General features: G+C 61.1%; 23 protein-coding genes and 3 pseudogenes. 8 read left to right on the forward strand and 18 right to left on the reverse strand.

What is annotated here, in order from left to right:
- Nucleotides 1–17 precede the first annotated feature (17 nt).
- The 15 genes and pseudogenes from NKJ12_RS18210 to nifS form a co-directional block, all read right to left on the reverse strand.
- Complete coding sequence (locus NKJ12_RS18210; RefSeq protein WP_352704252.1) at nucleotides 18–1,913, reverse strand: ABC transporter ATP-binding protein; 1,896 nt, start codon at nucleotides 1,911–1,913, stop codon at nucleotides 18–20.
- A complete protein-coding gene (locus tag NKJ12_RS18215) occupies nucleotides 1,913–3,781 on the reverse strand; it encodes an ABC transporter ATP-binding protein (RefSeq protein WP_352704254.1) in 1,869 nt (622 codons plus the stop codon). Before NKJ12_RS18215 ends, NKJ12_RS18210 begins: the two co-directional genes overlap by 1 nt.
- Before the next feature lie 73 nt (nucleotides 3,782–3,854).
- Nucleotides 3,855–4,760: an SIR2 family NAD-dependent protein deacylase gene (locus NKJ12_RS18220; RefSeq protein ID WP_352450750.1), complete on the reverse strand. Its 906-nt coding sequence runs from the start codon at nucleotides 4,758–4,760 to the stop codon at nucleotides 3,855–3,857.
- Nucleotides 4,761–4,798: 38 nt separating this feature from the next.
- A complete protein-coding gene (gene nifT, locus NKJ12_RS18225) occupies nucleotides 4,799–5,011 on the reverse strand; it encodes a putative nitrogen fixation protein NifT (protein WP_023678250.1) in 213 nt (70 codons plus the stop codon).
- The gene (locus NKJ12_RS18230) at nucleotides 5,008–5,328 is read right to left on the reverse strand and encodes a nitrogen fixation protein NifZ (RefSeq protein ID WP_352450751.1); all 321 of its coding nucleotides are present in this window, start codon (nucleotides 5,326–5,328) and stop codon (nucleotides 5,008–5,010) included. Before NKJ12_RS18230 ends, nifT begins: the two co-directional genes overlap by 4 nt.
- A gap of 99 nt (nucleotides 5,329–5,427) precedes the next feature.
- On the reverse strand, nucleotides 5,428–5,622 hold the full coding sequence (locus NKJ12_RS18235; protein ID WP_023678248.1) for a 4Fe-4S dicluster domain-containing protein: 195 nt from the start codon (nucleotides 5,620–5,622) through the stop codon (nucleotides 5,428–5,430).
- Nucleotide 5,623: 1 nt separating this feature from the next.
- Nucleotides 5,624–7,132, reverse strand: coding sequence for a nitrogenase cofactor biosynthesis protein NifB (gene nifB, locus NKJ12_RS18240; protein ID WP_352704256.1), 1,509 nt, complete (start codon nucleotides 7,130–7,132; stop codon nucleotides 5,624–5,626).
- Nucleotides 7,133–7,370: 238 nt separating this feature from the next.
- The gene (gene nifA / locus NKJ12_RS18245) at nucleotides 7,371–9,134 is read right to left on the reverse strand and encodes a nif-specific transcriptional activator NifA (protein ID WP_036238852.1); all 1,764 of its coding nucleotides are present in this window, start codon (nucleotides 9,132–9,134) and stop codon (nucleotides 7,371–7,373) included.
- A gap of 181 nt (nucleotides 9,135–9,315) precedes the next feature.
- On the reverse strand, nucleotides 9,316–9,615 hold the full coding sequence (locus tag NKJ12_RS18250) for a ferredoxin family protein (RefSeq protein ID WP_023678245.1): 300 nt from the start codon (nucleotides 9,613–9,615) through the stop codon (nucleotides 9,316–9,318).
- An 11-nt stretch (nucleotides 9,616–9,626) separates the two neighbouring features.
- Entirely contained in the window at nucleotides 9,627–10,934 is a 1,308-nt protein-coding gene (locus NKJ12_RS18255) for an FAD-binding protein (RefSeq protein ID WP_352450801.1), read from the reverse strand.
- A 9-nt stretch (nucleotides 10,935–10,943) separates the two neighbouring features.
- Nucleotides 10,944–12,053: an electron transfer flavoprotein subunit alpha/FixB family protein gene (locus NKJ12_RS18260; RefSeq protein ID WP_352450753.1), complete on the reverse strand. Its 1,110-nt coding sequence runs from the start codon at nucleotides 12,051–12,053 to the stop codon at nucleotides 10,944–10,946.
- An 18-nt stretch (nucleotides 12,054–12,071) separates the two neighbouring features.
- Nucleotides 12,072–12,923, reverse strand: a complete 852-nt coding sequence (locus NKJ12_RS18265) for an electron transfer flavoprotein subunit beta/FixA family protein (protein WP_352450754.1) — start codon at nucleotides 12,921–12,923, stop codon at nucleotides 12,072–12,074.
- Between the two features lie 195 nt (nucleotides 12,924–13,118).
- Nucleotides 13,119–13,490: pseudogene (nifW, locus tag NKJ12_RS18270) on the reverse strand (nitrogenase stabilizing/protective protein NifW); the annotation flags it as partial.
- The gene (gene nifV, locus NKJ12_RS18275; RefSeq protein WP_352704259.1) at nucleotides 13,487–14,695 is read right to left on the reverse strand and encodes a homocitrate synthase; all 1,209 of its coding nucleotides are present in this window, start codon (nucleotides 14,693–14,695) and stop codon (nucleotides 13,487–13,489) included. The pseudogene nifW and the gene nifV, both read right to left, overlap by 4 nt.
- Complete coding sequence (gene nifS / locus NKJ12_RS18280) at nucleotides 14,692–15,909, reverse strand: cysteine desulfurase NifS (protein WP_352704261.1); 1,218 nt, start codon at nucleotides 15,907–15,909, stop codon at nucleotides 14,692–14,694. The genes nifV and nifS overlap by 4 nt, the downstream gene beginning before the upstream one ends.
- Here nifS and NKJ12_RS18285 point away from each other — a divergent pair.
- The gene (locus NKJ12_RS18285) at nucleotides 15,908–16,300 is read left to right on the forward strand and encodes a hypothetical protein (RefSeq protein WP_352450758.1); all 393 of its coding nucleotides are present in this window, start codon (nucleotides 15,908–15,910) and stop codon (nucleotides 16,298–16,300) included. The two genes, nifS and NKJ12_RS18285, sit on opposite strands and share 2 nt — an antisense overlap.
- 69 nt (nucleotides 16,301–16,369) lie before the next feature.
- Here NKJ12_RS18285 and NKJ12_RS18290 read toward each other — a convergent pair whose 3' ends face one another.
- Entirely contained in the window at nucleotides 16,370–16,690 is a 321-nt protein-coding gene (locus tag NKJ12_RS18290) for a HesB/IscA family protein (RefSeq protein WP_023678237.1), read from the reverse strand.
- 725 nt (nucleotides 16,691–17,415) lie between these two features.
- Between NKJ12_RS18290 and NKJ12_RS18295 the strand changes: the two genes are divergently transcribed.
- Entirely contained in the window at nucleotides 17,416–18,483 is a 1,068-nt protein-coding gene (locus tag NKJ12_RS18295; RefSeq protein WP_352450759.1) for a hemin-degrading factor, read from the forward strand.
- Between the two features lie 122 nt (nucleotides 18,484–18,605).
- On the opposite strand, the pseudogene NKJ12_RS18300 reads toward NKJ12_RS18295, so the two are convergent.
- Nucleotides 18,606–18,947, reverse strand: a pseudogene (locus tag NKJ12_RS18300) (hypothetical protein).
- A gap of 436 nt (nucleotides 18,948–19,383) precedes the next feature.
- On the opposite strand from NKJ12_RS18300, the gene NKJ12_RS18305 reads away from it, so the two are divergent.
- The 3 genes from NKJ12_RS18305 (at nucleotide 19,384) to NKJ12_RS18315 (ending at nucleotide 21,813) form a co-directional block, all read left to right on the forward strand.
- Nucleotides 19,384–20,601, forward strand: a complete 1,218-nt coding sequence (locus NKJ12_RS18305) for a cytochrome P450 (RefSeq protein ID WP_352704264.1) — start codon at nucleotides 19,384–19,386, stop codon at nucleotides 20,599–20,601.
- 40 nt (nucleotides 20,602–20,641) lie between these two features.
- Nucleotides 20,642–20,833: a ferredoxin gene (locus NKJ12_RS18310; RefSeq protein ID WP_352450761.1), complete on the forward strand. Its 192-nt coding sequence runs from the start codon at nucleotides 20,642–20,644 to the stop codon at nucleotides 20,831–20,833.
- A 359-nt stretch (nucleotides 20,834–21,192) separates the two neighbouring features.
- Nucleotides 21,193–21,813 (forward strand): nitrogen fixation protein NifQ, encoded by a 621-nt coding sequence (locus NKJ12_RS18315; protein WP_352450802.1) that lies wholly within the window; start codon nucleotides 21,193–21,195, stop codon nucleotides 21,811–21,813.
- Between the two features lie 264 nt (nucleotides 21,814–22,077).
- Here the strand turns inward: NKJ12_RS18315 and tnpC are convergent.
- A pseudogene (gene tnpC, locus NKJ12_RS18320) lies at nucleotides 22,078–22,818 on the reverse strand (IS66 family transposase); the annotation flags it as partial.
- Between the two features lie 162 nt (nucleotides 22,819–22,980).
- On the opposite strand from tnpC, the gene NKJ12_RS18325 reads away from it, so the two are divergent.
- The 3 genes from NKJ12_RS18325 to NKJ12_RS18335 form a co-directional block, all read left to right on the forward strand.
- A complete protein-coding gene (locus NKJ12_RS18325) occupies nucleotides 22,981–24,228 on the forward strand; it encodes a site-specific integrase (RefSeq protein WP_352704266.1) in 1,248 nt (415 codons plus the stop codon).
- On the forward strand, nucleotides 24,225–25,187 hold the full coding sequence (locus NKJ12_RS18330; protein WP_352704268.1) for a tyrosine-type recombinase/integrase: 963 nt from the start codon (nucleotides 24,225–24,227) through the stop codon (nucleotides 25,185–25,187). The genes NKJ12_RS18325 and NKJ12_RS18330 overlap by 4 nt, the downstream gene beginning before the upstream one ends.
- Nucleotides 25,180–25,971, forward strand: a 792-nt coding sequence (locus NKJ12_RS18335) for a tyrosine-type recombinase/integrase (RefSeq protein ID WP_352704270.1), incomplete at its 3' end; no start/stop codon positions are given. The genes NKJ12_RS18330 and NKJ12_RS18335, both read left to right, overlap by 8 nt.

Raw genomic sequence — 25,971 nt, forward strand, 5'->3', positions numbered from 1 at the left:
ACAAGGCCGCCAAGACGTCAGGTCTGGGAGCCGGCTTGTACGGTCGTATCGTGTTCTGGAATATCGTCAAAGGAGGCGTAGTTGAGATTGTAGAGTTTGGAATACAGGCCCCCCATGGCTATTAGCTGATCGTGGTTGCCAGTCGCAATAACTTGGCCATTCTGAAGCACGATGATGCGGTCGGCACCCCGGATCGTGGCAAGACGGTGGGCGATGACGAGGCCAGTGCGCCCTTCAAGCAGCTTTATCAGAGCCTTCTGAATCTGCATTTCCGTGTAGCTGTCGATGTTGGCGGTAGCTTCGTCGAGCACGAGGATCTTGGCGTCGGCGACGAGGGCGCGGGCGAAACTGATAAGCTGGCGCTGGCCGAGAGATAAGTTGTCGCCGCGTTCGCCAAGTTGGGTCTCATACCCGTCGGCGAGGCTCATTATGAAGTCGTGGGCGCCGACCGCCTTGGCGGCCTCGATCACCTTGTCGCGCGTGGCTTCCGTCTTGTGGTATCGAATGTTCTCGAAGACCGTCCCGGTGAACAGGAACGGCTCCTGCAGCACCATGGCGACCTGGCGGCCGAGCGATTCCTGGGTGAGATCGCGCACATCATGTCCGCCGACCAGCACTTGGCCCTGCTGAACATCATAGAAGCGGTGGACCAGGGCCATCGCGCTCGATTTGCCAGAACCGCTCGGCCCCACCAGTGCGACCGTCTCGCCGGGATTGACCCGGAAGGAGACATTTTTCAGCACCGAACGGTTCGGATTGTAGCCGAAGGTGACGTCCCTGAACTCGACCGAGCCGTCCATTTCGGGCGAAAGCACCTCGGCATTGGGTTTGTCCTGAACATCGATCCTGACGTCGAGCACATCGGTCAGGCGCTTGCCTGAGGCCATGGCGCGCTGCATGACCGAATATTGCAGGGTGAGTGAGCGGATCGGGTCAAAGAAGCGCTGGATGTAAAATAGGTAGGCAACCAATACGCCCACATCTATACGGCCATTCATGACCATCGAGCCGCCGACCACAATAACGGCGGCCATGGCGAGGCCGGTGAGGCCATCGACGATAGGCACCATGACCAGTGCATATTTGGCAGCGATCAGGTGGGTCCTGAGGTTGGCATGGGCCTTGTCGTCAAAAAGGATGAAATTCACCTGCTGGCGGTCCATTGACTGGACGGTGCGCACGCCGTGAATGGCTTCGGCCAGCGCGCCGTTGACGACGGAATTAGTCTCGTGTGCAGCCATGAAGGCTTCGCGGGCACGCGGCAGCCAGACAATGCGGACGATCACCAGGACCGGCAGAACCGAGAGCGTCAGGAGGCCGAGGCGGAAGTCGAGCCACAGCATTACGAAAACGATGCCGAAGAGAAGGGCAACATCGCCTATCGAATATACCGAGGTTTCGAGGAATTCCTGTATGGAGTTGACGTCGCCTTGCAGGCGCGACATGAGGCGTCCGACCTCGGTCTTGTCCATGAAGGAGAGCGAAACCTTCTGCAGATGGCCAAACATGGCGCGGCGGATGTCGAACAGGACAGTTTCGGCCACTTTCCCAACCACGGTTTCCTGCATGTACCCGGCAGCGAAATTGACCAAAATCGCCAAAACGAACGCGCCGACGGCCGCAAGCTGGGCTGAGCGATCGCTCCTTGCCGGGTTCATGCCCTGGTCGAGCGCGTAGCGGATGATCAACGGGATGAGAAGCTGCGTCCCGGTGAAGATCAGCATTGCTGCAATCGTGATGACTACCCTGGCCCGATAGGGACGGACGAAGGCCCAGATGCGCCGGAGGATGCTCTTGTCGAAAGCCCGGCCGAACATCTCCTCCTCGATGCGGTGCGAGCCGACAACCGCGCGCGGAGGGCGTCTGCCGTCGTCACGTTCGGCTTCGAGTTCGCCGGCGCGGCCCTGCGCCATCAGCGGGCGCCCCCATACTGGGTCATAATGTCATCACCCGGGCGCGTCTGGAGATCGTAAAGGGCCCTGTAGCGTCCCCGCTTCTCCAAAAGCTCTTGATGCGTGCCGCGTTCTACGATTTCGCCGTTATCGACAAAAAGGATCTGATCGGCATGCATAAGCGCACTCAGCCGGTGCGCGATGATGATCGTCACCCGATCCTTGGCGAAGCGCCCCATCGCCGCGCGGATGCGCTGCTCGGTGCCGGCATCGATCGCGGCCGTTGAGTCGTCGAAAACGACGACGGAGGGGCGCAGCATCATGGTGCGAGCAATCGTGAGACGCTGGCGCTGGCCGCCAGAGAGAGAGACGCCGCGTTCGCCCACGACCGTCTCGTAGCCTGCTGGGAGCCCGAGGATGTAGTTGTGGAGCTGGGCGAATTCGCCAGCGCGTTCTATTCGCTGTCTCTTCGCCCAGGGATCGCCATAAGCGATGTTGTTCTCGATCGTGGTGGTGAATAGGAATGCATCCTGCTGTACGACGGCGACCGCCTTGCGAAGCGTCGCGAGGGTGACATTGCGTATGTCCTGGCCGTCCAGCGTGATGGCGCCACCGGTCACGTCGTAAAAGCGGGGGACCAGATGAGCCATCGTCGATTTGCCCGAACCCGGCGGACCGACGATCGCGATCGTCTCGCCTCTACGGGCCTCAAAGCTGAGGTTCTTCAGAATGGCGCGGGTTTCGGCGCTGGGGTAAGCAAACGAGACATTGTGGAAGCGCAGAGTGCCGTCGCTTATCTCGAGCGGTCTGGCCTCGAGAGCATCCCTGATTGTGATCTCCTGGTCGAGGAGACCGAAAAGCCGCGAACCGCAGCTAGAAGCGCGGGCAAAGGCATTGACCATGAGGCCGATCTGGCGGACTGGCATTTGCAGGATTGTCATGAAGGTCAGGAAGGTCGCCACCGTTCCGACGCTGATCTCGCCAGCGACGAGCTTGCTGCCACCGATCCAGAGCACCAATCCCATTGCGAAAAAGAAGGACAAGGTCATCGCCGACGTGCTGGGCACGTAGATGTCAACTCGGTCGTGGGCGAGGTCGAGCGCGTTCTTGGAAGCGCCGTCGAACTTCAGCATCTCATAGGCTTGAGCCGCAAAAGCGCGGACCACGCGGATGCCTGCGAGATTTTCCTCCATCACGCGGCTTAGTACCGAAAGCCGCTCATGCAGGTCGAGCCAGGTGGCGCGCAGCCTAAGCTGTGTGGCCGATGAGCGCCAGGCGACAAAAGGCACGAAGCTCAGCGCGACCAGGCCGAGCATGGGATCGGTCGAGATCATCATGTAGGCGCCGATCCCGATCAGCATGGTGAGCAGGACCACGCGAACGAGCGCGGTGGAAAAATACATCCGCACGCCTTGGAGATCGAGCATTCCGATGGTGATCAGATCGCCTGAATGGACCCGGTCGTGAAAGGAAAAGCTGAGACGCTGGATCTTGTCGTAGTAGGCGAGCCGCAGTTCGTACGCGACATGATGCCCGACGGCTTCGGCAAAATAGTTCTGCGCCATCGTGAAAAGGCCGCGTAGCGCGCTGACGGCGAGCAGCAGGAGAGCAGGGGTCCAGAGCGCTTGTCCTGCCGCAGTCCCCGCGCCACCGCCCCCGATGGCTGTCTGGGTCAGGTCGACGGCCCGGCCGAGAAGCTGGGGAATGAGCAACTGGAGGATTGCCGCCAGGACCGTCGAGCCCATAGCGAAGGCGACCTGCCAGGGGTGCCGCAAATTCATACGCGTGATGCGCAACAGCGTACTCAAATCCCGGCCCCAGCGCGCCGCTTCCACATGGGTCAACGAATTCAGAGCGTTCGTTGCGCTGCCGATAGCATCACTGCTCACGGGTGTATTCCCGACTGCATTTTGCGCCCTCGAGGCAAGCCGAAGGACCAATCATCAAAGGGGCCCGCCATTGTTAATCCTGTCCACCACCTGCAGCAGGGCGCGTTCCTATAAGCCGAGCCGCGGCTTCACTTACTGGCATGTCGATCACCGTGATTCCGCTTGCCGCAAGGAAACGCGCTTCGTTTCTGGTCAGCGTTTCCGCGTCCATTACCGCGCAATGTGGACCTCGGGAGCGCTTCATGATCTGCCTGGCGTAGGTGCGCAGCATCTGATCGTTGAAGCGGCAGCCAACGAAGAAAAATCCACGGGTGATGCGCCGTTCCTTCACCACGTCTGGGATCGGTGTCTGGATATCGATTTCGGTCAGGACTTCGACATAATCGGAATCTGCGACGAGAAAGTTTTGCGCCGGCCTAATACTCCCGTGAGGTGTATAGAGAACCGTCTTCGCCCCCGATCGGGGGTCGAGTTCCCTCCCGGACAAATCGTAGGTTTTCGTCCAAATGTCCCGGATTTCGTTCGCCCGCGTTACGCCCTGGATCTCGACGACGTCCGTTCGGCCAGTCTCTACGAGAGCCGTGCGCATCGCGCCGTCGTACCAGCTGTCGATGATGAGGGAGAGCGGCAGCCTTGCGAGCCAGGCGTGGAGGAGGGTCGGCGCCACCGGCGCTGCGAATATGTCGCTCATCCAAGCTTGCAGCGTCCGGCGATGCCGGCGCTGTTCGATGAACTGCGCAACCGACCACATATTGGTGCGGATCCTGGAAGGGGCTGGCGCCCGCGCATTGAGTGCCGCGGCAACGACCTCCGGCCTATGCGGCACAGGCGGTTCCGCACAGTTGAATTCAAGAAGACCCGGACCGAGATAGGGGATCACCTCATCGGCGGCGAGCGCTTTCTTCGCCAGGTCAAGCAGCTTTTCGGCAAAACTGTCCCGCACGATGACGAGGTGGCCCGATGTCAGGATCGTGTTCATGCTCGTTTCCTCGCGACGCACCTTATCAAGGGGGAGCATCAGTCTTCTTCGGAAACCTTCCTTGCCTCGACGGTGATCGGCAGACGCGTATCCCGTGGGAGATCGGGTAGGAGGAGCCGCCACCCGTTCCTGAGCGTCACAGTTCCGCCCCACAACTCTTCCTTCTCGAGCTTGATGATCGGCTCTTCGAGGTCCTTCTTCGGGACATACGCCGACAAGCCAGCATCGGTCCTGCGGATCATGACTTTCATCTGGCCGTCCCTTCATTGGTATTGCTATCAGCACTGCAGGGCACCTCGGCTTTGTCGAGGCTCATCAGTTCACGCGCTCGCATGCCGACGACTGTGCCACGGTCGATCCATTCGACCGCATAGATGAAGAACTGCTGGAGAAAGGTGCCAATGTCGCGCACATATCCCTCGTCGCCCTTCCGCACGAGATTTTCGCCGATCTCCCTGCCAGGATAGGTGCCGTCATTCTTTATGTGGCGAGTGGCACGTACCCGCTCTCCCGGCATGAATCGTGGAGGCCTGCGGATTTCGACCTCCTCTTCGCGTCCGAGCGACATGTCCGTTCCCTGATTTCCCTTGAGGCTGCAGATTGTGAACAAAGGCGTTCCAGGCGTCCTGCGAAGGCATCCCCGACCATGTCGGCGGCCCAATGTCCGTCACGCAGGAACGCAGGTCTTCGGCACCGGGCATACCGAGGCACATTGCTGCGCATCGAAGACCCCCTCGCATTCGGTGCACTTTTGCGGCTCGATCACATAGCTCTCGCCTTTGAACTTGATCGCGCCGGAGGGACACTCGAATTCGCAGGCGCCGCATTGGGTGCATTGGGATGCGATGATCTTGAAAGCCATTTTAACTCCTGGTCCGAATGGATGAGACGCGCTCAGGCCGTCGCCGCGAGTGCGGGGGTCCAGACGCGGCCGCGTAAATCGCGCTGATTGCGGTCTCGATATAGTCGTGGGCATATGCGTCGGTGGCTTGGATTCCAGCGTCGGCGAGCTGATCCTGCGGGCAGTTTCCGATCTTGGCGCACAGCACGATATCTATGCCTTCAAGCGCTGCGATGACGCCATCGAGGGCGGCTTCTCCGCCCCAGCCGCCGAGGCAATACTGCTCCACCTTCCGATGCCCGACAAAACTGATCCCTCTCGGCGAGACTTGATAAACCTGGAATTCCTTCGCATGGCCGAAATGTTCATTGACGCGGCCGCCGCCCTTGGTCGCCACCGCGAAGAGAAGGGACTTGCCGGGGCTCGCTGCCTTGACCAATCCGATCGCTTCTCTCCTAGCCGCCACGTGATCACGGCGCTCCTCCGCGACCAGCTCCCGATAGGCCTTGTGATTGCTGGCATCGTAGGTGACCTCGCCGGGAATCCGGTCGACTGTGAATTCCTGGCCACGATCCTCTCCGAGCAGGCCGACGGCATCTGCCCGGCACTGCCGGCAGTGGCGCATCAACTGGGCGCCGCCTTCGACACGATCCTGAAGAGCCTTCAGCTCCATTGCGTTTGGGCCGCGTTGCCCGCTCAGTCCGTAGTGCGTGCCGTGCGCCGGGTCCGAAATCAGCGGCATGAGGTTGTGCAGGAACGCGCCTCGCTCCTTGACCCATCTATTCACCTTGATCAGATGCTCATCGTTCACGCCGGGGATCATCACTGAATTGATTTTGGTGAGGATGCCGCGCGCGGTCAGCATCTCCAGACCCAACATCTGCCGCTCGTGCAGGATCCGGGCGGCTTCGATGCCGACGTAGCGGCGATGGTCGTAAAAGATCCAAGGATAGATCTTTGCACCGACCTCAGGGTCGACCATGTTGATGGTGATCGTCACGTGATCGACATTCATGTCGGCAAGCTCATCGACATGGTCCGGCAGCGCGAGCCCATTCGTGGAGATGCAAAACTTGATGTCTGGGATTTCCCTGGCAACTCGTTCGAACGTTGCCTTCGTCTTCTTCCAGTCGTAACAGGCATCGCCCGGTCCGGCGATGCCGAGCACGGAGAGTTGCGGCACCTCGTTGGCGACCGCGACCACCTTGCGTAGCGCCTGGTCGGGTGTCAGCTTTTCGGAGACCACCCCAGGCCGGCTTTCGTTGGCGCAGTCATATTTGCGATTGCAGTAGTTGCACTGGATATTGCAGCCGGGCGCGACCGCGACGTGCATGCGCGCGAAATAGTGATGCGCCTCTTCTGAAAAGCAGGGGTGATCCTTGATCTTCTCCCAGATAGCCGGATCCGTGTCGTCCGGCTTTATCGACGAGCCGCAGGACGAAGACGCGCAGCCACCGGCTTTCACGGTGGCAAGCAACTGGTCACCGAATGTCGTGCTGAGGCTCTCAAGCGAAATTGCCGGTGCGGACATCGAACGGCTCCGTTGCTGGGTGAATGTCGCAGTTCAAACCGCAAGAGCTATGCCAGCTCAAAGAGCGGTTTTGGTTCACGAATTGGCTTTCGTGTCGGATTCCATCGGATTGCTCCGACACATCTTTGTCGGGCTTCCGACAGTGGACAAGCAAATCGAGTCGCGAAGGCTACCAGCCTTGGGCGCGAAGGGTCTGAGGGAGACTACTCCGGACTTACGTTTGACGTCATCACGACGTCTAGAATTTCTTCACCTCGATGCCATATCGGCGCAGCGCGTAGCCGATTTGCCGCGGCGTGAGGCCGAGGATACGAGCCGCCCTGGCCTGAACCCAACCGGCCTTGTCCATCGCGTCGATCAGCCGGTCGCGTTCCGTCAGACGCGGGGGACAAGCGGGATCGTTTGGATCGCCGGCCGCAAGGGGAGATACGTTGCCTGCGGAGGCACCGATGCGACTGGCCGGCAGCCGCAATCCGACCGGCACTGCGTTGACCCGTGCGAGATCGTCGATGGTATTGCCGCCATTCGAGCGGTCGGCTCGCTTCCAGAGGAGCCAGGAAAGGCACTGGCTCTTCTTACAGGCGAAATCGGATGGCGTGATCGTCCTTGAACGCGCAAGTGTGGCCGTCCTTTGGACGCAGTTCTCCAGCTCGCGGACGTTACCAGGGAAGTAGCATTGCGAGATCAGGTCAAGCGCCGACGGCGCGAAGGCGAGTGCGCGATCGTTCTCCTTGTTGAATCGGTTGAGGAAGGCGTTCGCAAGGCGTGGAATATCGCCGGGTCGCTCTCTGAGCGGAGGCAGGATAATTGGCACCACATTGATGCGGTAATAAAGGTCGGCCCGGAACTCCCCTTTTATGACGGCCGTCTCGAGGTCCTTGTTGGTGGCGCATATGAGGCGCACGTCGACCTGTAGCGTTTTGGTGCCGCCGACTCGCTCCAACTCGCCTTCCTGCAAGACACGCAACAGTTTGGCTTGAAAGGCCGGCGAAATCTCGCCGATTTCATCAAGTAGCAGCGTTCCCTCATTTGCCAATTCAAAACGACCGGCGCGCTGGGAGATAGCACCCGTGAAAGCGCCCTTTTCATGCCCAAACAGTTCTGACTCCAGAACGCTTTCAGACAGTGCGGCGCAGTTCAATTTGACGAAAGACTTCTTCCTCCGACGTGAGAGCTTATGGATGGCTTGCGCAAAGAATTCCTTGCCGGTGCCGCTTTCACCCCGCAGTAGCACGGTGGAATTGGTCCCTGCTACGACCGAGACGGTTTCGAGCACCTGCTTGAGTGCGGGGCTTTCCCCGATGATCCCGTCGATTTTGACATCCGCATGCCGGGCAGGGTCGTAGGTCCTCCCCTCGTTGGGCGATTTCTCCGGTCTCCATTGCTCATGGACAGACCGCTGACGATCTGTACTCAGGATGCGATGGAGACGGATCGTCCGGCCGACAAGGTTGGCGACCATCGTCAGGAAGTATGTGTCCTCGTCGTCGCGAAAGTCGGTGGCGCCGTCTCCGGCGCGGTCGATCGACAATGTCCCAAGGATTTTATGATCAGCCTTTAGCGGGATACCGATAAAGGCAATTGGGATGGTGCCGCTGCTCGAAGATGTTTGAAGGTCAGCCTGAAATAGTTGGGACTTGCGGACGTCCGGTATGAAGAGCGGCGTCCCCGTAGCGACGATTTGATCTGTTATGGCCTGTGGTATGACGCGGCGAGTGCCTGATTGAGGTGCGTGGGTATTGCCGGCAGTTGCGGCAATCTCCGGCTCTCCTTCAGCGTCCAGGACGACGATTGCTCCGTGACGCATCTGCAGAAACGAAGGCAGGATGTTCACGACATTGGCGAGCGTAATCTCCAGCTCGCTGGGGGCGGTCAGCACCTTCGATATCTCGTAGAGTCCCCTGAGCGCGATATCTGCTTGGGGCATGCTTTTGATGGGCGGTTCAGGGCGGGTATCCCGAGGTGCTACCTCGTCGACCCGATCTTGCGGTACGTGAGCCATGGAAACACCTCAGCGGTTGTCGTCCAGAGTGCTCCTCCTTTTGTGTCTGAGTCTGAATTGTGAAAGCACAGTATTCACGAGCTTCTCTTCGTGGCGCGGCAATTCAAGCAAAGATAGACTTGGCGTTGGTCGCGACCTCAGGTGTACCAAGATTGACCCTCTTGATACGGTGCGTGCGTCCTCATCCGAATTTGAAGAGGACTCCGAAGCCGCCGCGTGGATAGTTCCACTCGATCTCGCCACTGGTCTCGCACAAAATCCGGCAGGTGCCGCACTCCATGCAGCCGTCGGCAGTGATCTCCACTTGACCTTTGTCGTTCAACTCATAACATTTCGCCGGGCAGACGTGGGTCAGCGCGAGCAAGTTCGCGCTTGGCCTCTCGTGCGGTCGCACTTTGATATGCGGACGGCCGGAATCCACCAAGTAGCGGTTCTGGTAAAGCTTGTCCTCGACACGTGACTTCGTCACTGCGATCGTCATTTCGTCTCCCCTCAGCGCCACGCCAATGCAAGGCGGACCGCGTCGCTGACCAGCCCCCAGCGCGAGCGCGCCTTGATGAAGGCCGCCGTGGTCGCCTTTTCCTTCTCGATCTTCGGCGTGCCGTCGACACGCATGAAGTTCTGCGCGGCTTGCGACATCAACCGCGGATAGGTCGTGAAGTAATTGCAGGAATTGGTGTGGAGCAAGGCCGGCATGTCTTTGTATTTCCTTAGGTCCTTGACCACGAAGGACTTGTCCAGCATGGCTTTGTAAAGGGCGAGATTCCGTTTGGTCATAGGACCGTTGCGGCTCTTGACCTCGATGATTGCCTCAGCCGCGATGCGGCCGGAGGTCATGGCGAGGTTCGAACCCTCGCGGTGAATGGCGTTGTTCAGTTGCGCGGCATCGCCGACCACGACCCAACCGTCGCCAAAGAGCTGCGGAATAGCCTTGTAGCCGCCTTCGGGAATGAGATGCGCGGAATATTCTTTCACTTCCGAGCCGGCAATCAGCGGCCGGATCGAAGGATGGGTTTTTAAGGCGTCGAGGAGGACGTAAGGGCTCTCGACCATCGCGGCGAAATCGGAGACGAGGCAGCCAATGCCCAGTGAGATCGACTCCTTGTTGGTGTAGAGGAAGCCGAGCCCGGCCATGCTGCGGGAGGTCGTGCCCACCGCCTCGATCACGCAGCCTTCATCGCCTTTGAGGCCGAACCGCTGCTCAATGACCTCTTCGGGCAGGAAATGCATTTCCTTGACGGCGAGCGCCACGGTTTGCGGCTTCGGCATCTCGCGCAGGCCGGCCCGCGTGCCAAGCAGTCCGCAGACACCTTCTGCGAGGACGACCACGTCCGCGTAGATGGCTCCGCCGGCCCGGTCTGTGCGGACGCCGATCACCCTGTCCTTGGCGTCACGGATGAGTTCCGTCACGGTCGTCTCGCACAGAACCGTCGCGCCGGCCTCGCGCACCTTACGCGAAAACCATTTATCGAACTGGGCACGGATGATCGTGTAGCGGTTGGGCTTCGCCTCATTGAAGTCGTCCGACCGATAGTGAATCCCGGTGTGGGACGTGTCGTCCATCACCCAAAGCCGCTGTTCAACCAAATGCCGCTCAAGAGGCGCATCGTCCCGGAAATCCGGGATGATCTTCTCCAGCATGTTCGCGTACATGATGGCACCCTGGACATTCTTGGACCCCGGATATTCACCCCGCTCCAACTGCAGCACCTTCAGGCCGTGGCTGGCCATGGTGTAAGCAGCTGCGTTTCCGGACATGCCGGCCCCAATAACAATGGCGTCGAATTGTTCCTCAATCATATCCATCCCTTAGCTCGCAAGCTTATCGCGACTGTGGGGCGACAGCCGCCGGGTGAAGGCTTCCGTCAGTGCGGGCAGGAAGCGGATCGCGTCGGTGACGATCCCGAGGTGAGCGAAATCGAAAATCGGCGCGTTCGGGTCGGTGTTGATGGCCACGATGAGATCCGCCCCCTCGACGCCAACCCGGTGCTGGATGGCGCCGGAAATCCCAGCCGCTATGTAAAGCTTCGGCCGGATGGTCTTGCCAGTTTGGCCGATCTGCCGATCAGCCGGCATCCAGCTCTTCTGGACCAACGGGCGCGAACAGCCATGCTCGGCACCAATTGCCCGCGCGAGATTCTTCACAAGCTGCAGGTTCTCCGCCGCGCCTAGACCGAGGCCTCCCGCAACCACGACGTCGGCATAGGCAAGATTTGCCTTTGCCGACTGACTATCCGGCAGGAAGCCCAGGACTTTGGTAACGATCTCGTCCTCGGCTACCGAGAGCTTGTGCCGGATGACACGCCCGACCGGTTTATCCGCCCGCGGTGGCATGGGCATGACCCTCGGTCGCACTGTCGCCATCTGGGGGCGGAAATTGAGCGTATAGATCGTGCACAGCAAGGAACCGCCGAAAGTCGGACGGGTGGCGGCGAGCGAACCGTCGGTATCCACATCAAGTTCGGTGCAGTCGGCCGTGAGCCCTGTCTGCAAGGTCGTCGCCACGGAGCCGGCAAGATCCCTGCCGAGTGTGGTGGCACCGAGAAGAAGGATCTCGGGTTTGTGGGTATCGACCAGATCCGTCATCGCCTTGGTGAATGGCTCGTTCCGATAGTCGGCGAGCAGCGGCGCCTCGACGATGTAGACAAGGTCGGCGCCATAAGCGAACGCTTCGGCAACGGCGTTCCCGATGGCCTCTCCCGGCGGTCCAAGCACGACGCCTGCAAGCTGGACCTGAAGCTTGTCTGCTAACTTGCGGCCTTCGCCGAGCAGTTCGAATGATACGGGATGGACCTGGCCGCGTTCGAGCTCGATGAAAACCCAAACGTGCCGGTAGTCCTTGAAATGCGCGGGCAGCTCCTTCTTTATGCCGGCACGGCCGGCGGCAGGGCGAGGGGTTTCTCGGTTCGCGGTCGACATCGTCTGCTCCTTGCCCTCTCACGCGCCGCCGTTGAAGGCGAGCTCATGTTCCAATGCCGGCTGGCGGGTGAAGATTGCCGTGATGAGTTCGTCAGCGACATCGCGCAAGGCCATCTCGGCGGTGTCGATTTTTGCCGCCTTTTCGGCCCGCGCAGGAGGCGCGAAAACGCGCTTGACGACCGTCGGTGAACCGCGCAGGCCGCATTTGGTGAGATCCTCAATGCCGGCATCGGCCGCACTCCATTTCAAGACCTGGCTGCGCGCGGCGCACAGGGCGTCCTGGATCGAGCCCCGGCGGATCTCGTTTGTGCCTTCCAGCATGGTGATCAGGCAAGGGAGACTGCTCTTCAGCATCTGTGTGCCGCCTTCGGAGCGGCGCTCGACCTTGATCTCGCGCGCAGCAATATCAATGGAGGCGATCTTCGCGACATAGGTAAGCTGCAGGAGTTCGAGGCGCTTGGCGATGCCGGGCCCGACTTGGGCGGTGTCGCCATCGATCGTCTGCTTGCCGGTGAAGACGAGGTCTGGCGTGCCGAACGTCTCGCCAACCTTCGCGATTGCCTGGGAAAGGGCGAACGAGGTCGCCAGCGTGTCGGAGCCGGCAAAATAGCGGTCGGTCAAGAGCACCGCTCGGTCGGCGCCGTATCCGAGCGCCTTGCGCAACGCGTCCTCTGCCATGGGCGGACCCATAGTGAGTACGGTAACTTCGCCACCATAGGCGTCGCGCAGTCTGAGGGCCTCTTCGAGGGCGAACAGGTCGTAAGGGTTGATGATGGTCGGAACACCCTGGCGCATGATCGTGTTCGTCACCGGATGGACCCGTATCTGTGCCGAGTCCGGCACCTGCTTGATACAGATTACGATGTGCATTGGCGGTTTCTCTAGGCTCCTGTCCGGATGCGGGCTTGGCGGTTATCTCCTTGGTGTGCATCATTCGTGCCAACTGTTTTGCGCTGCCCCCTATTCCTAGAACTTCGTTGGTTGCTTCTGAGGGCGCCGTGGTGATGACCGGATTTGTCGGCCTCTCGACATTGTCGCGTCGCAACTCGTGTCGCTGTCATTCCGTCCGAACCGCTTCAGTACGGAGTCGAACGGGACAAAGGTGCGGCCCGGCGTGGCAGGTTTGTTCGGATCGTGGTCTTTGAGCACCTTGAAGACCCGATGCATGAGCGGCGAGGAAATCGCGAAATCCTCGTAAGCGCGTTCGAGCGTCGCGCGCACCCGCGCGGCAATCACCTGGTCGGGCAGACCGGAGAAATCTTCTTCGGCAAGGTATTGGCCCACGCGCTTCATGATATGGAGCCGCGAGACATTCAGCACCTTCGGGTCATAGGAGACGCCAAGGACTGCGAAGAACTCCTCCGCAGCCGACAGGCGCTTCAGTCGTGCGAGGATGTCGGTGATATCGATGGGGCGTCTGTCAGCGGAACAATTCATTGCATTCTCCCTGGTCGGAAAACTGTGGTGTCGGTGCGCTCGCGCAGGGCTGACCTGGACCCGCACAGCTCCGCGAGGGATGCCTCGCTGCACATTCCATCGTAGAGCTCGACCAGTTGAGTTGCAGTGACGGTCGATTTGGTCTCGGCCGCCTCGCGCCGGACGCGGGCCACCATCGCGGCTGCCAAATCCGGGTCGAGATCGCGGCCGCTTTCGCTCAGCACATGGGCAATCGCAGTGGCGCCGGAATGCTTGCCGATGACGATACGCCGGCAGCGGCCCACGAGAGCCGGATCGAGCCCCTGATAAGTACGCGAGTCCTTCAGCAGCCCTGCCACGTGAATGCCGGATTCGTGGGTGAAAACATCGGCGCCGACGACCGGTTTAATGGCCGCGGTCTGCCGGCGGGCGGCCCAAGCCACCTGGGCGGCGAGGTCGGGCAATGCGGTCAGCTCGATGCCGGTATCCGCGCCGTCGAGGACCGCCATCGCGGCGGCCACCTCTTCCAGCGCGGCATTGCCCGCACGCTCGCCGAGCCCCAGGACGGTGACGGAGGCATGGCGCGCGCCTGCGCGGATCGCGGCCAGCGTGTTGGCGGCAGCAAGTCCGAGATCGTTGTGCGCATGAAATTCAAGGTCAATTGGAGACTGCGCAACGAGCTGGGCGACAAGTTCGAAGGTCGAAAACGGGTCGAGAACGCCGACTGTGTCGGCTAGCCTGACGCGGCTTGCGCCGGCGCGTGCAGCCGTCTCGATGACGCGGGCGAGATGATCCCGATTGGCCCGCGAGGCATCCTCGCAGCCCACCGCGACGAAGAAGCCGGCGGCGGCGGCGCGCCTGACCATATGATCGATGACCTGGAGCGCTCCCGCCTTATCGAGGCCGAGCTTGGCGGCAAGTTGGATGTCCGACGCAGGCAGCGATAGATTGACGGCGTGGACGCCGCTCTCGATCGCTGCATCGAGATCCAGCGACGTCATCCGGCACCAGGCCATGAGCCGAACCGGGAGACGCCGCGCGACCACGGCGCGAATTGTTTCGATCTCGTCGGCGCCCATGACCGGCGTGCCGATCTCGATCTCTGTGACGCCGGCCGCCGCAAGAGACTCGGCGATCTCCAGCTTTTCCGTCGTGGTAAAGGCGACGCCGGGCGCCTGCTCGCCATCGCGCAAGGTCGTATCGTTGAGAAAGACATGACGGGTCATGAACGGTAGCCTGTTCTGCTGCCGCTCAGGCATAGACCGGATTGAACGTCTTCGGAGCTTCGCTTACCCGGCCCAGAACTGGGAAAGCCACGCAGCTTCTCCACGATTGCCGGCATGACCTCGAGCACCCGGTCGACGTCCGCTTCGCCGTTGTCCCGCGCCAAGGAGAAGCGGACTGCCGCGTGTGGCGTTTTCATCGCGCTCAGGACATGGCTCGGTTCCAGCGAGCCGGAGGTGCAGGCGGAGCCGGAGGAACACGCGATGCCCACGCGGCTGAGGAGAAGTGGAATTCCATCACTTTCGACATGTTCGAAGGAGATGCTTGCGGTGTTGGGCAACCGTTCCAGGGGATCACCAGTGACACAGGTGCTTGGGATGCGCTGGAGAATCCCGTCCTCTAAACGGTCGCGGAGCGACTTTACCCGTGTGGTCTCGTCGTCCATGAATTTCAAGGCGAGTTCGGCCGCCATGCCGAGCCCGACTATGCCGGGCGTATTCTCGGTGCCAGCACGCCGGTTTTGTTCTTGGTGGCCCCCCTTGATCAGCGAGTGGAAATTGACGCCACGTTTTACGAAAAGCGCGCCGATCCCTTTCGGCCCATGCAGCTTGTGGCCGGAGAGCGACAGCATGTCGATTGCGGTCGACTTCAGGTCCATCGGAAGCTTGCCGACCGCCTGCACAGCATCGGTATGGAAAAGGGCGCCCACTTCCTTGGCCAACTCGGCAAGCCTGGCCACGGGGAAGATCACACCAGTCTCATTGTTCGCCCACATTATCGAGACGATTGCCACCTGTGGGGTGAGGGCGGCCATATAGGCGTCGAGGTCGAGCCGGCCACGGCAATCCACCGGGATCCTGTGCACCTTGACGCGGCGGGTCTTCTCAAGATGCGCGCAGAGCGTCAGCACGGCGGGATGCTCGACCGCGGACGTCACGATCTCGGTTCGGTTGGGCGTCGCCTCGAGCGCCGAAAGAAGCGCTGCATTGTCGCTTTCTGTCCCACCCGAGGTGAAGGTGATCTCATCGTCGAACTCCGCGCCGATCAGAGCTTGCAACTGCCTCCGCGCCTTTCTCACCGCCGCACTGACTGAGGCGCCAAGAGCGTGCGCCGACGAAGGGTTGCCGAATTGATCCCTAAAGAACGGCAACATCGCTTGCACGACCTCAGGATCGGCCCGTGTGGTTGCGTTGTTGTCGAGGTAGACAGGTTTCATGTGCGATCCTCAGTTGACCGGAATGACGCGAGCGTGCGACCGCCTCATTGAGCCTCTGGCGCATGCCGTTGATGATGATGGGCCCGAACTGGCAGCCGGCGCAGACGCCCGAGAGTTTGACTTAGACCGGATCGGCGTCGACACGGACAAGTCCGCAGTCGCCGCCGTCAGCCCGCAGGTAAGGACGCCCGAACGCGACAACGTTATCGATAAGCCGAATTTGGCGCAGCGGCGCGATTTGGTCGCCAGCAGCTTGGGTGCCACCAGGAACCGAACTGTTTCGGGAGGCGACGTTCTTTGCATCCTACCTGAAGCGATTGCCGGTCCCAAGATCGGCTTCGACCTTGCCTTGTTCTTGAGGACAGGGACATCTGTTGTGCCGGCCATATAAGCCTCCTCTGCCGCAAATGAGTCCGTCAACGGCAATCGCTTCATGGACCCGCACAGGCGCTTCGGGCGATCAACTGAAGGACTTGCCGCAGCCGCACTTCTCGCGCGCGTTGGGGTTATCGAAGACAAAGCCGGAAGATTCCAGCCCGGTGAGGAAGTCGACGGTCATGCCGGCGACATGCGGTTGGGAGCCCGCGTCCACGAACAGCTTAATCCCATCTGTCTCGGTGATCGCGTCGCCCTCGCGCGACACGCTCTCCAGGCCCATTAAGTATTTGAAGCCGGCGCAGCCGCCGGCCTGGACCATGATGCGAAAGCCTTCCGCCGGCTCGCTGGCGCGGGAAAGAGCAGTCTTGATGGCGGCAACAGCGTTGTCGGTGAGCGTAATCATGGCTCCATTCTCCTCAGTCCGGGACCTGCTTGCGCATCACGTTGCATGCACCGTGCCAAAGCGAAAAAATGTTTCAACACAGCGCGGCATCTCTGACACTGCGGTGGTTCTTGTGAGTCCATTGCTGCGAAGGTGTCGGCCAACCGACACGTACTGTCGGGTTTGTCGGGTCCGCCACGCGGGATGTTGGGCCTGAGTTGTTGGCTGAACTCACATTAAACCAATGACCATTACAGAAGACTTCTTCTGAGCTTGCTTCGGTCAATTGGCACGGTTTTTGAAGCTCCACTTGGCGAGGCGGCAAGAGACTGCCGATCCACAATCGTGTCGTGGGTGCCCTCGCGATCGATGGGGCGAAGCAAGGGAGCAACATGTCAGGACTGGGTCAGACACGCTTTGTTTGGCGAAGCAGCGCCGCCCGTGGCATCCGAATGACCGATTGGCCGATTGCGACAACACCCACAATCGCTCACCACCGCCCGGTGGCCACCGACCGGCTCGATGTGATTCCATCGGCATGTGCCTGCTCGTGTCACTCGGGTCTCGCCGCTCCGATAGCACCCCCGGTTTTCGCGCGGGTGCGACGACGTGCGCACGCTGTCCAGCGACACTTTGTTCACGGGCCAGCAGCAGATCAGGGTCGAGCATTACGGCGCGCCCGATCGGCTGAAGATTCACCGGCAGGGCAGCTGATCCTCACACGTAGGTGGAAGCAGGGGTAAGACATGGACCAGCGCGAGAAACCGTCGCCGGACGAAATCCGGCGGGCGTGCGAAGACAATCCGAAAATCCGGGAGCATGATCTCGCCGCTCGATTGGGCATTTCGGAAGCCGAATTGGTCGCGGCGCATTGTGGTCACGGCGCGGTGCGCATCGAGCCGCGCGTCGATGATCTGCTGACCGGCCTCGAAGCGGTCGGCGAGGTGATGGCGGTCACCCGCAACCAAAGTGCCGTGCACCAAAAGATCGGCGTTTACGACAAAGTGGTCACCGGCAACCCGCATGCCATGGTGCTCGGCGACGAGATCGACCTGCGCATCTTCCCGAAAGCGTGGGCGTATGGCTTCGCCGTCGAGAAGCGCGAGGAAGCCGAGATCCGCCGCAGCCTGCAATTCTTTGATGCCACCGGCGAGGCGATGCACAAAATACATCTCAGGCCCGCCTCGAACCTGCACGCCTATCAGAATCTGGCGGCAGAGCTCGTATCCTCCGACCAGGAGCCGATCATATCGGTCGAGGCGAGCGGGGCGCGCGATAACGCAGTGAGTCAAGACCAAGCCGCCACGGTCGACGACCTACGCGAGCACTGGAGCCGGCTGAGCGACGTGCATCAGTTCTACCATATGTTGAAGACACTGAAGCTCAGCCGCTGCCAGGCGATACGTATGGCCGACGAGGATTACGCCTGGCTGCTCGACAATGACGCCGTTGGCGCCCTGTTCCAACAGGCGGCCGAAGACGAGATGCCGATCATGTGCTTTGTCGGCAATCGTGGTTGCATCCAGATCCATTCCGGCCCGATCAAGTCGGTCAAGCAGATCGGGCCGCGGATCAATGTGCTCGACGAGAACTTCCATCTCCATCTTAGGACTCATCACATCCGCGAGGTCTGGGCCGTGCGCAAGCCGACGAGGGACGGTCACGTCACGTCCGTTGAAGCCTATGGCGCCGACGGCAAGATGATCATCCAGTTCTTCGGCGCGCGCAAGGAAGGCGAACGCGAGCGCAGCGACTGGCGGTTTCTGGCCGAGAGTCTGCCACGCGTTCCCGGTCCGACCGACAGGGATGTGTAGAGCCGACAGGCCCTCGGAATGAACCGGCCGCCATAGGACTCGGCACCACGTTCCGACAGCGGCTCGCGAGGAAATATAGGTCCATGTGCGATAGAGCTTGCCGTCGTAGCGCATACGGACGGTCAGGTGTGCACGCCGGAATTGGACCGCATCGATACAGTCAGGCTCGTCGCCGGCCGGATCGCTGCGCACGAGTGCATCGCTCGTCTGACCGGAAATCCTTGCAGCGGCTGCGAGTGATACAACGCATACGCCATCAGCGCCGAACCGAAGCGCGGCTCGACCTTGTTGATAATTTCGATCATCGCGGGCAAGCGCCGCGGGTCTTGTCGGACCACATCCGATCCTTTCGGTGGATCGCGTCGTTGCTCAATCCGGGCCCTGCGAGCGATCTCCTCGCTCGTCGACCGGAAGGCTGTGCAGCAGCCGCCAGGCCGAACTGCCCTATGTCGCGGACTCGACAAAACCGACCGTGGATGTCGGTTGTCGGACGTTGTCCTAAGAATGATGGACAGGTGATCATCAACTTAGCGGCGACGGGCCCAGTGCAGGCTGGCATCGCTTGCTGCAGCGCCATGGGTACGCCTATCCGGCACGCGACTTGCTTCGACTATTTGATCAGCAGGGCATCAGCAGTGCGTCACGGAGCTCAGCGGTGATTGACCAGCCTCTCGACCCTGACGGGAACAAGCGGCGGCTTTGCTTCATGACCGCTGCGCAGCGGAGATGCCCTTCTGATTGACTTCGCAACCGATCTCATCCGCGCTGGTGCAGGTGGGCTGTATCGGGCGACAGAATCTAGAAGGCGCCCGACCCGAGACGTACCCATGCTGCAAATCGACTTTATGAACAGAGGTGCAATCTCAATCGAGCCATGAACGTCAATGTAGAGAAAGCAAAATGGCGACCAAGCCCGTTCCAGATCATGTCCCGCCCGAAATGGTGAGGGACTTCAGCCTGTTTACATCGCCAGGGATGCCACCAACACCCAACGGGGATCCACACGCAGCTGTCGCTTGCGTACATGACGGGCCTCCGATCTTTTACTCCCGCTACAACACGCAAGATGGCCGGGGTACCTGGGTCATCACCCGTGCCGCGGACCAGCGGAAGGTGCTGCAGGACGCAGAGACTTTTTCCAGCCATCGCAGCATCTTCTCCTCCATACTGGGTGAAAACTGGCCGACGATCCCGCTTGAGCTCGATCCACCGGCCCATGGCGTCTTTCGCTCACTGCTCAATCCGCTGCTTTCGCCAAAGCGGGTGTTGGCTTTGGAACCGGCTGTCCGCGAACGGGCGGTCGAGCTGATCGAAAGGATCGCCGCGTCGGGCACAAGCTGCGACGTGATGAAGGATTTTGCCTTTCCTTTCGCGGTGAGCACCTTTCTTCGCTTTCTGGGGTTGCCCGATGACCGACTCGATACATTCGTCGGCTGGGGGAAAGATCTGCTCCACGGCGACGATAAGGAACGACTTGTGGCTGCCCGGACGATCGTGGCATTCATCGACGAACTTGCAGCCATGCGCCGCCAGGAGGCGGTTGACGATTTCATGACCTTTATCGTGCAGGCACAGGTCGAGGGCCGCCGGCTGACGGACACCCAAGTCCGCGGCATCGGCGTGCTTGTCTTCGTCGCTGGGCTCGACACGGTCGCAGCAGCTATAGGCTTTGACTTGGCGTACCTCGCGCGCAACCTCAAAGATCAGCAATTGCTGCGGAGCGAACCGGACCGCATCCCGCTCGCAACCGAAGAATTGCTGCGGGCCTATCCGCCCATTCAGTTGATCCGCGTGGCTACGAAAGATATCGACTTCGAAGGCGCGCCGATCCGGAAGGGGGACTATGTTTCCTGCGCCACGATGATTGCCAATCGTGACCCGGCGGAATTCGAATGCCCCAACACGATCGATTTGGAGCGGGAGGACAACCGCCACGCCGCCTTTGGCTATGGTCCCCACCGTTGCCTTGGCTCACACCTTGCCCGGCGGGAGATTGTCATTGGCCTGGAGGAGTGGCTGGCGCGCATCCCGGCTTTCAGGATCAAGCAGGGTACGGCACCCATAACCTCTGGCGGCCATGTGTTCGGGATCGAAAATTTGATCCTGGACTGGTCATAGGCCCGCCCCGAGCCGGGGCACAGACAATGGAGGCACCGCCATGCGCATCATCGTCCAAAATGCCAAATGCCAGGGTCACGCGCGATGCGCGGCGCAAGCGCCGGACATCTTCAAGCTTGATGACGAGGGTTATATCCTGCCTGGTGACATTGAAGTTGCGGAAGGGGAGGAGCTGCCGGCATCGCGAGGCGCGCGATGCTGTCCTGAACGTGCGCTGGAACTCACCCCCTGACGCTTTGAATCAGACGTCATTCAACCGTGGGTCTGGCGGGCTTGAATGGGGTCGACCATGTGGCCGCACTGGAAAGGACAGCACGCGACCTCTGTCCCGCATGGTCCACGTCCAACTCCGCGGGGGCATTTCCGGCGCCGAGGTGTTCCCCATGAGGCGCAAACGGCAGGGCGGGGATTCGCGAAACACCTCTTCCAATCACAGAATTTGCGACAGAGCCGATGGACCAGACGAAAATTACCGCACTACTCGACCGCGAGACGATCCGCGACTGCCTCTACCCGAAGAACTGCCCGACCCATGTTGCGGCCGGCCGGGTCGCTGCATGACTTGATAGGACAAACCAGGAGAACGGCACCATATTTGCCCAACACTATGCCCGGCTCAGCACCGGCCGATGGCCGCAGATCGAGCTGGAGAGGAGGTTCGACCAGCATGTGCTTGCCTGTGTGCTTTCACGTGCGCTCGAGGAGATCGAGGCCGGCGAGGCGACGGCGACGCAGGCAACCGGCCTTTCGCGCGCCGAGCTGCGCGATGTCCTGGCCCGCTGTTTCCCTGCTATTCCTATCACCGCGTTTGCCTTGGAAGAGGTGAGCGAGCCCGAGCCGGACCTGGAGGAAGAACTTCTGCGCGGACTGCTGCTGGCGCATGCCCGGCCGGGAGACCCGGCGAGCGCCCGCTTCGCCAAGATCATCGCCCGGCGTGCCATGCGCAATGACCATCTCTGGCAGGACCTTGGCCTTTTTAATCGAAGCGACCTCGGCTGCCTGCTCGCCTCGCATTTTCCGACGCTGGCGGCCGGCAACACCCAAAACATGAAATGGAAGAGATACTTTTACCGCAAGCTCTGCGAGGCCGAAGGTTTTTCGCTGTGCAGCGCGCCCAGTTGCCGGGAATGCAATGATTTCGAAAGCTGCTTCGGCCCGGAGGAAGGCGAAAGCCACCTCACACGGATAAAGAACGGCATCGCCTCGGATTGAGAGCCGCTTCCGTCAGTCGTAAGCCCCAGCGCTCGCGCCGCGCCATATGTCTCTTGTCGAATGTCGACTGACGCCTTCGGGGATTGAACGCTGTGCCTGCTGCCCGATGCGCGGTGCTCGCTTCGGCGGGCCGTCGTCATGGCGCGCCGCCGGTGGAGCTCTTACGGCAGGCGCAAGCGATTTGACCTGCTTGCGAGCGTCTTTCTCGTTGCCGCAAAAAGAGAGCCTCAAAGTGAGCTACGGTAAGCGGGCAGCTGAGGCCGTTCAGCGCTGGTAATTCCATGGCATGAGGGCGTCGATATCGCTGTTTGGCCAGCCATTGGCAATGCGCTCGAGGGTCAGGGTGAGCCAGGCGTGCGGATCGACCTGATTCATCTTGGCGGTGGTCAGCAGGGTGGCGATGGTGGCCCATGTCCGTCCGCCGCCGTCGCTGCCCGCGAAGAGGCTGTTCTTTCGGGTAATTGTCTGCGGCCGGATGGCGCGCTCGACGGTGTTGGAGTCGATTTCGATCCGGCCGTCAGTGAGGAAGCGCTCCAGCGCGGCACGCCGGCCGAGTGCATAGCGGATCGCCTCGGCCGGCTTCGATTTTCCCGACAGCTTGGGCAGCTCCTTTTCCCACAGCGCAAACAGAGCGGCAACGACGGCGGCGGATTTCTCCTGACGCGCAGTTATCCGTACTGCCGGGTCCTGGCCGCGTACGGCCTCCTCGGCGGCCCACAGTGGGGCCATCTGCGCCACCGTCTGCGAGGCGATAACGGAGGAGCCTGCGGCATGCAGTTCGTAGAACTTGCGCCGCACGTGCGACCAGCACGCCGCCAGCATCACGCCGTCATTGCCCCGATCGGATCGGGCCAGCCGGTTATAGGCGGCGTATCCGTCGACTTGCAGGATGCCGCGATAGCCGTCCAGATGACGGGCGACACATTCGCCGGCGCGGCTGTCCTCGAAGCGGTAGGCGACGATGGGCGGTCCACTGCCGCCAAAGGGCCGATCATCACGCTTATGCAGAAATCTACATAACAGGGATTATGCGCACCCGATGATTATGCGCAGCTCATCGGGACAGTATCCAGTTTTCTTCGGCAGATCAGTGAGATGGTGGCCGGCATTCAAACTAAGCGCTGCGCATAATCCTTCCGAGTCCAATCAACTCGGAAGGAGATCAACATGCAAAAAGCGATCATCCTTCAGCCACAGCCCCGCGCTTGGCTGGAGGGCAGTATTCTTCGGCCCTACGTTTCGCAGTACGGCGAGCACTTGCTGCGAAGGCGATATGCGCCGAACACGCAGCGCGTCTATTTGTGCTGCATCGCGCATTTCGCCTATTGGCTGACCCAGGAGGGGTATGACCTGGAAGCGATCGGCCAGGGCGCCGTTATGCGCTTTCTCTCGGAGCACCTGCCGGCGTGCGCCTGCTCCGACCCGGTCCGTCGTTTGCGCCATGAGCTGCAGGCGGCACTGGGCCATCTTCTGGAGGTACTCGAAGCCGGCGGGGTGGTGCTGCAGTATCCTGCCCGCAATTCCACCATCGAACAGGAGCTGACGCGCTTCGATGCCCACATGCGCGACGTCAGGGGACTGGCGGACAACACCCGTCGGAAGCGTTGCCGAGTGGTCGGAGGATTTCTTGTCGAGCATTTCGGCGAGCAGCCGATCTCCCTGGCGACAGTCAACGCCGCATCCATCCGCCGCTTCGTCCTTGGCAAACAGGGGCGAAGACCCACCACCGTCGCCGCGATCGGCGTCATCATTGGCTGCTATCTCCGCTTCCGCAGCATGTTCGGCGACCGGGTGAGCGAACTGAAGGCCGCGATTCCCCGGGTCGCCCACTGGCGGGTGGCATCATTGCCTGAGGTGCTGACCGGCGCCGAGATCGACGAACTGCTGAGGTCCTTTGATCAGGCGTTCCCGTCGCGCCTGCGGGCTTATGCGATGGTGCGGTGCCTGATCGATCTCGGCCTGCGATCCAGCGAAGTCGTCAAGCTGCAGCTTGACGACATCAACTGGGCCGATGGCACGATCAAGCTTGTCGGCACCAAAAGCCGACGCGCGGATGCTCTCCCGCTACCGTCCGAGACGGGAGCGGCGATTGCAGCCTATCTGCACGAGGAGCGGCCCGCGACGTCGAACCGGGCCATATTTGTTCGCCATGTTGCCCCCTACGACGAGCCGATCACGACCAAGAGCGTCAAACGCGCAGTGCTGGCCGGCTACCGACGATGTGGATGGACGCGGACGGGTGTCCACATTCTCCGCCACAGCATGGCGAGCCGACTTCTGCGCGCCGGCGCGCCGATGAAGGAGATTGCGGACATCCTGCGGCATCGAAGCCTCGACACGTCCGCCATTTACGCAAAGGTCGATCTGACCAATCTTGCAGCCGTGGCCCTACCCTGGCCGGGGAGCGCGCAATGACCGGCGCGCGCACCATGCTCTCGCTGGCAGAGGACTATTTGTCCGAACGCCGCGCCCTTGGTTTCGCCCTCAGGATGCAGGGCCATCAAATCACCGCCTTCGCCTTGTTTGCCGACGAGCGCGGTCATAGTGGCCCGCTTACTAACGATATCGTCCTGAACTGGGTGCAAGGCCAGGCCAAACGAGCCAGTCCTTTCTCATGGGCCCGGCGCCTCGAGGCCCTTCGCCCGTTCGCGAGGTATCTTGCCCGGCTCGATCCCGGCACCGAGTTCCCACAAACCGCGACCTTTGGTCGTTCACATCGCCGCCTCGCACCGCACATCTATTCGGAGCAGGAGATCTGCGACCTTGTGACCGCCGCTTCGCGCCTCGCCCCTGAGGGCGGGTTGCGGCCGGCAACCTACGCGACGATCTTTGGGCTGATCGCCGCTACGGGTCTGCGCCGGTCAGAAGCACTTCACCTGCGCTGCAGCGATGTCAATCTCGATGGAGCGTTCCTTACGGTTCGGAACACGAAGTTCCGCAAATCCAGGCATGTGCCCATACACGCCACCGTCGTAGCCAAGCTACGGCGCTATCTGGCGGTTCGGGCGCGTCATGGTGCACGCACCGAGGACTCACCGCTGTTCCTGTCTCCGGCGGGCGGATTCATCGCGAAGCGGAGGATCAATAAGGTTTTCCAGAAGCTTCGCACCAACCTTAGTTGGACCGCGCGGGGCGGCCATGGCAAGGTGCGTATTCACGACCTGCGCCACACCTTCATTTGCCGCCGTATCCAGCTCTGGCACGAGCATGGCGCCGATATCGACAACGCCATGGCGGCGCTCTCGACCTATGTCGGCCACGCCAAGATCTCCGATACTTATTGGTATTTGACCGGCGTCCCGGAACTCATGGCGGTCGCTGGCAAACGGTTCGAGCTGTTCGCCTCTACGGTTGGAGGGGGTCATCATGACTGACCCCAAGCTGGCATCGTCCTTCCCCATCCTGCTGCAACGCTTTTTCGTCGAGCATCTGGGCAATCAGCGAGCCGTCAGTTCGCGCACTATCGCCGCCTACCGCGATACCTTCCGATTGTTTCTTGGCTTCGCCGAGGCGACGATTGGAAAGGCGCCCACCCGGCTGACCCTGGCCGACCTCGATGCGCTGTTGATCCTGAGCTTCCTCGACCACTTGGAGAAGGTGCGGAGCAACGGCGCCCGTACTCGCAACGCCCGCCTGGCGGCACTTCGCTCTTTCCTTAAGTATGCCGCCCACTACGACCTTACCGCGCTCCCCATCATTGAACAGGTGCTGGCCATTCCGATGAAACGGTTCGACCGGCCGGTCCTGGGATTTTTGTCACGCGAGGAGATGCAGGCGATCCTTGAGGCGCCGGATGCGCGGACATGGGCAGGTGAGCGGGATCGCGCACTGTTCAGCCTGATGTACAACACCGGCGCCCGCGTGTCTGAAGCCATCGGCCTGCGCGTCGGCGAGGTCGCCGTCGATGGCTCGGCGGTCGCGCACCTGCATGGAAAGGGGCGCAAAGACCGCAGCGTGCCGCTCTGGCGTACGACCGCTAACCTGATCCGTAACTGGAAGCGCCGGTTGGACTATGGGGGCGAGGAGAACTTCCTGTTTCCGAACAGAGGCGGCGGATGCATGGCGCGTTCGAACGTCACCCAGCGCCTTGAACTTGCGGTCTCGGCCGCCGCGGAACGTTACCCGCAACTCGCGCGTCGCTCGATTTCGCCTCACACC

Origin of the sequence: Mesorhizobium sp. M0195 (assembly GCF_040322115.1) — a bacterium.
In the GTDB taxonomy this organism is placed as follows: Bacteria; Pseudomonadota; Alphaproteobacteria; order Rhizobiales; family Rhizobiaceae; genus Mesorhizobium.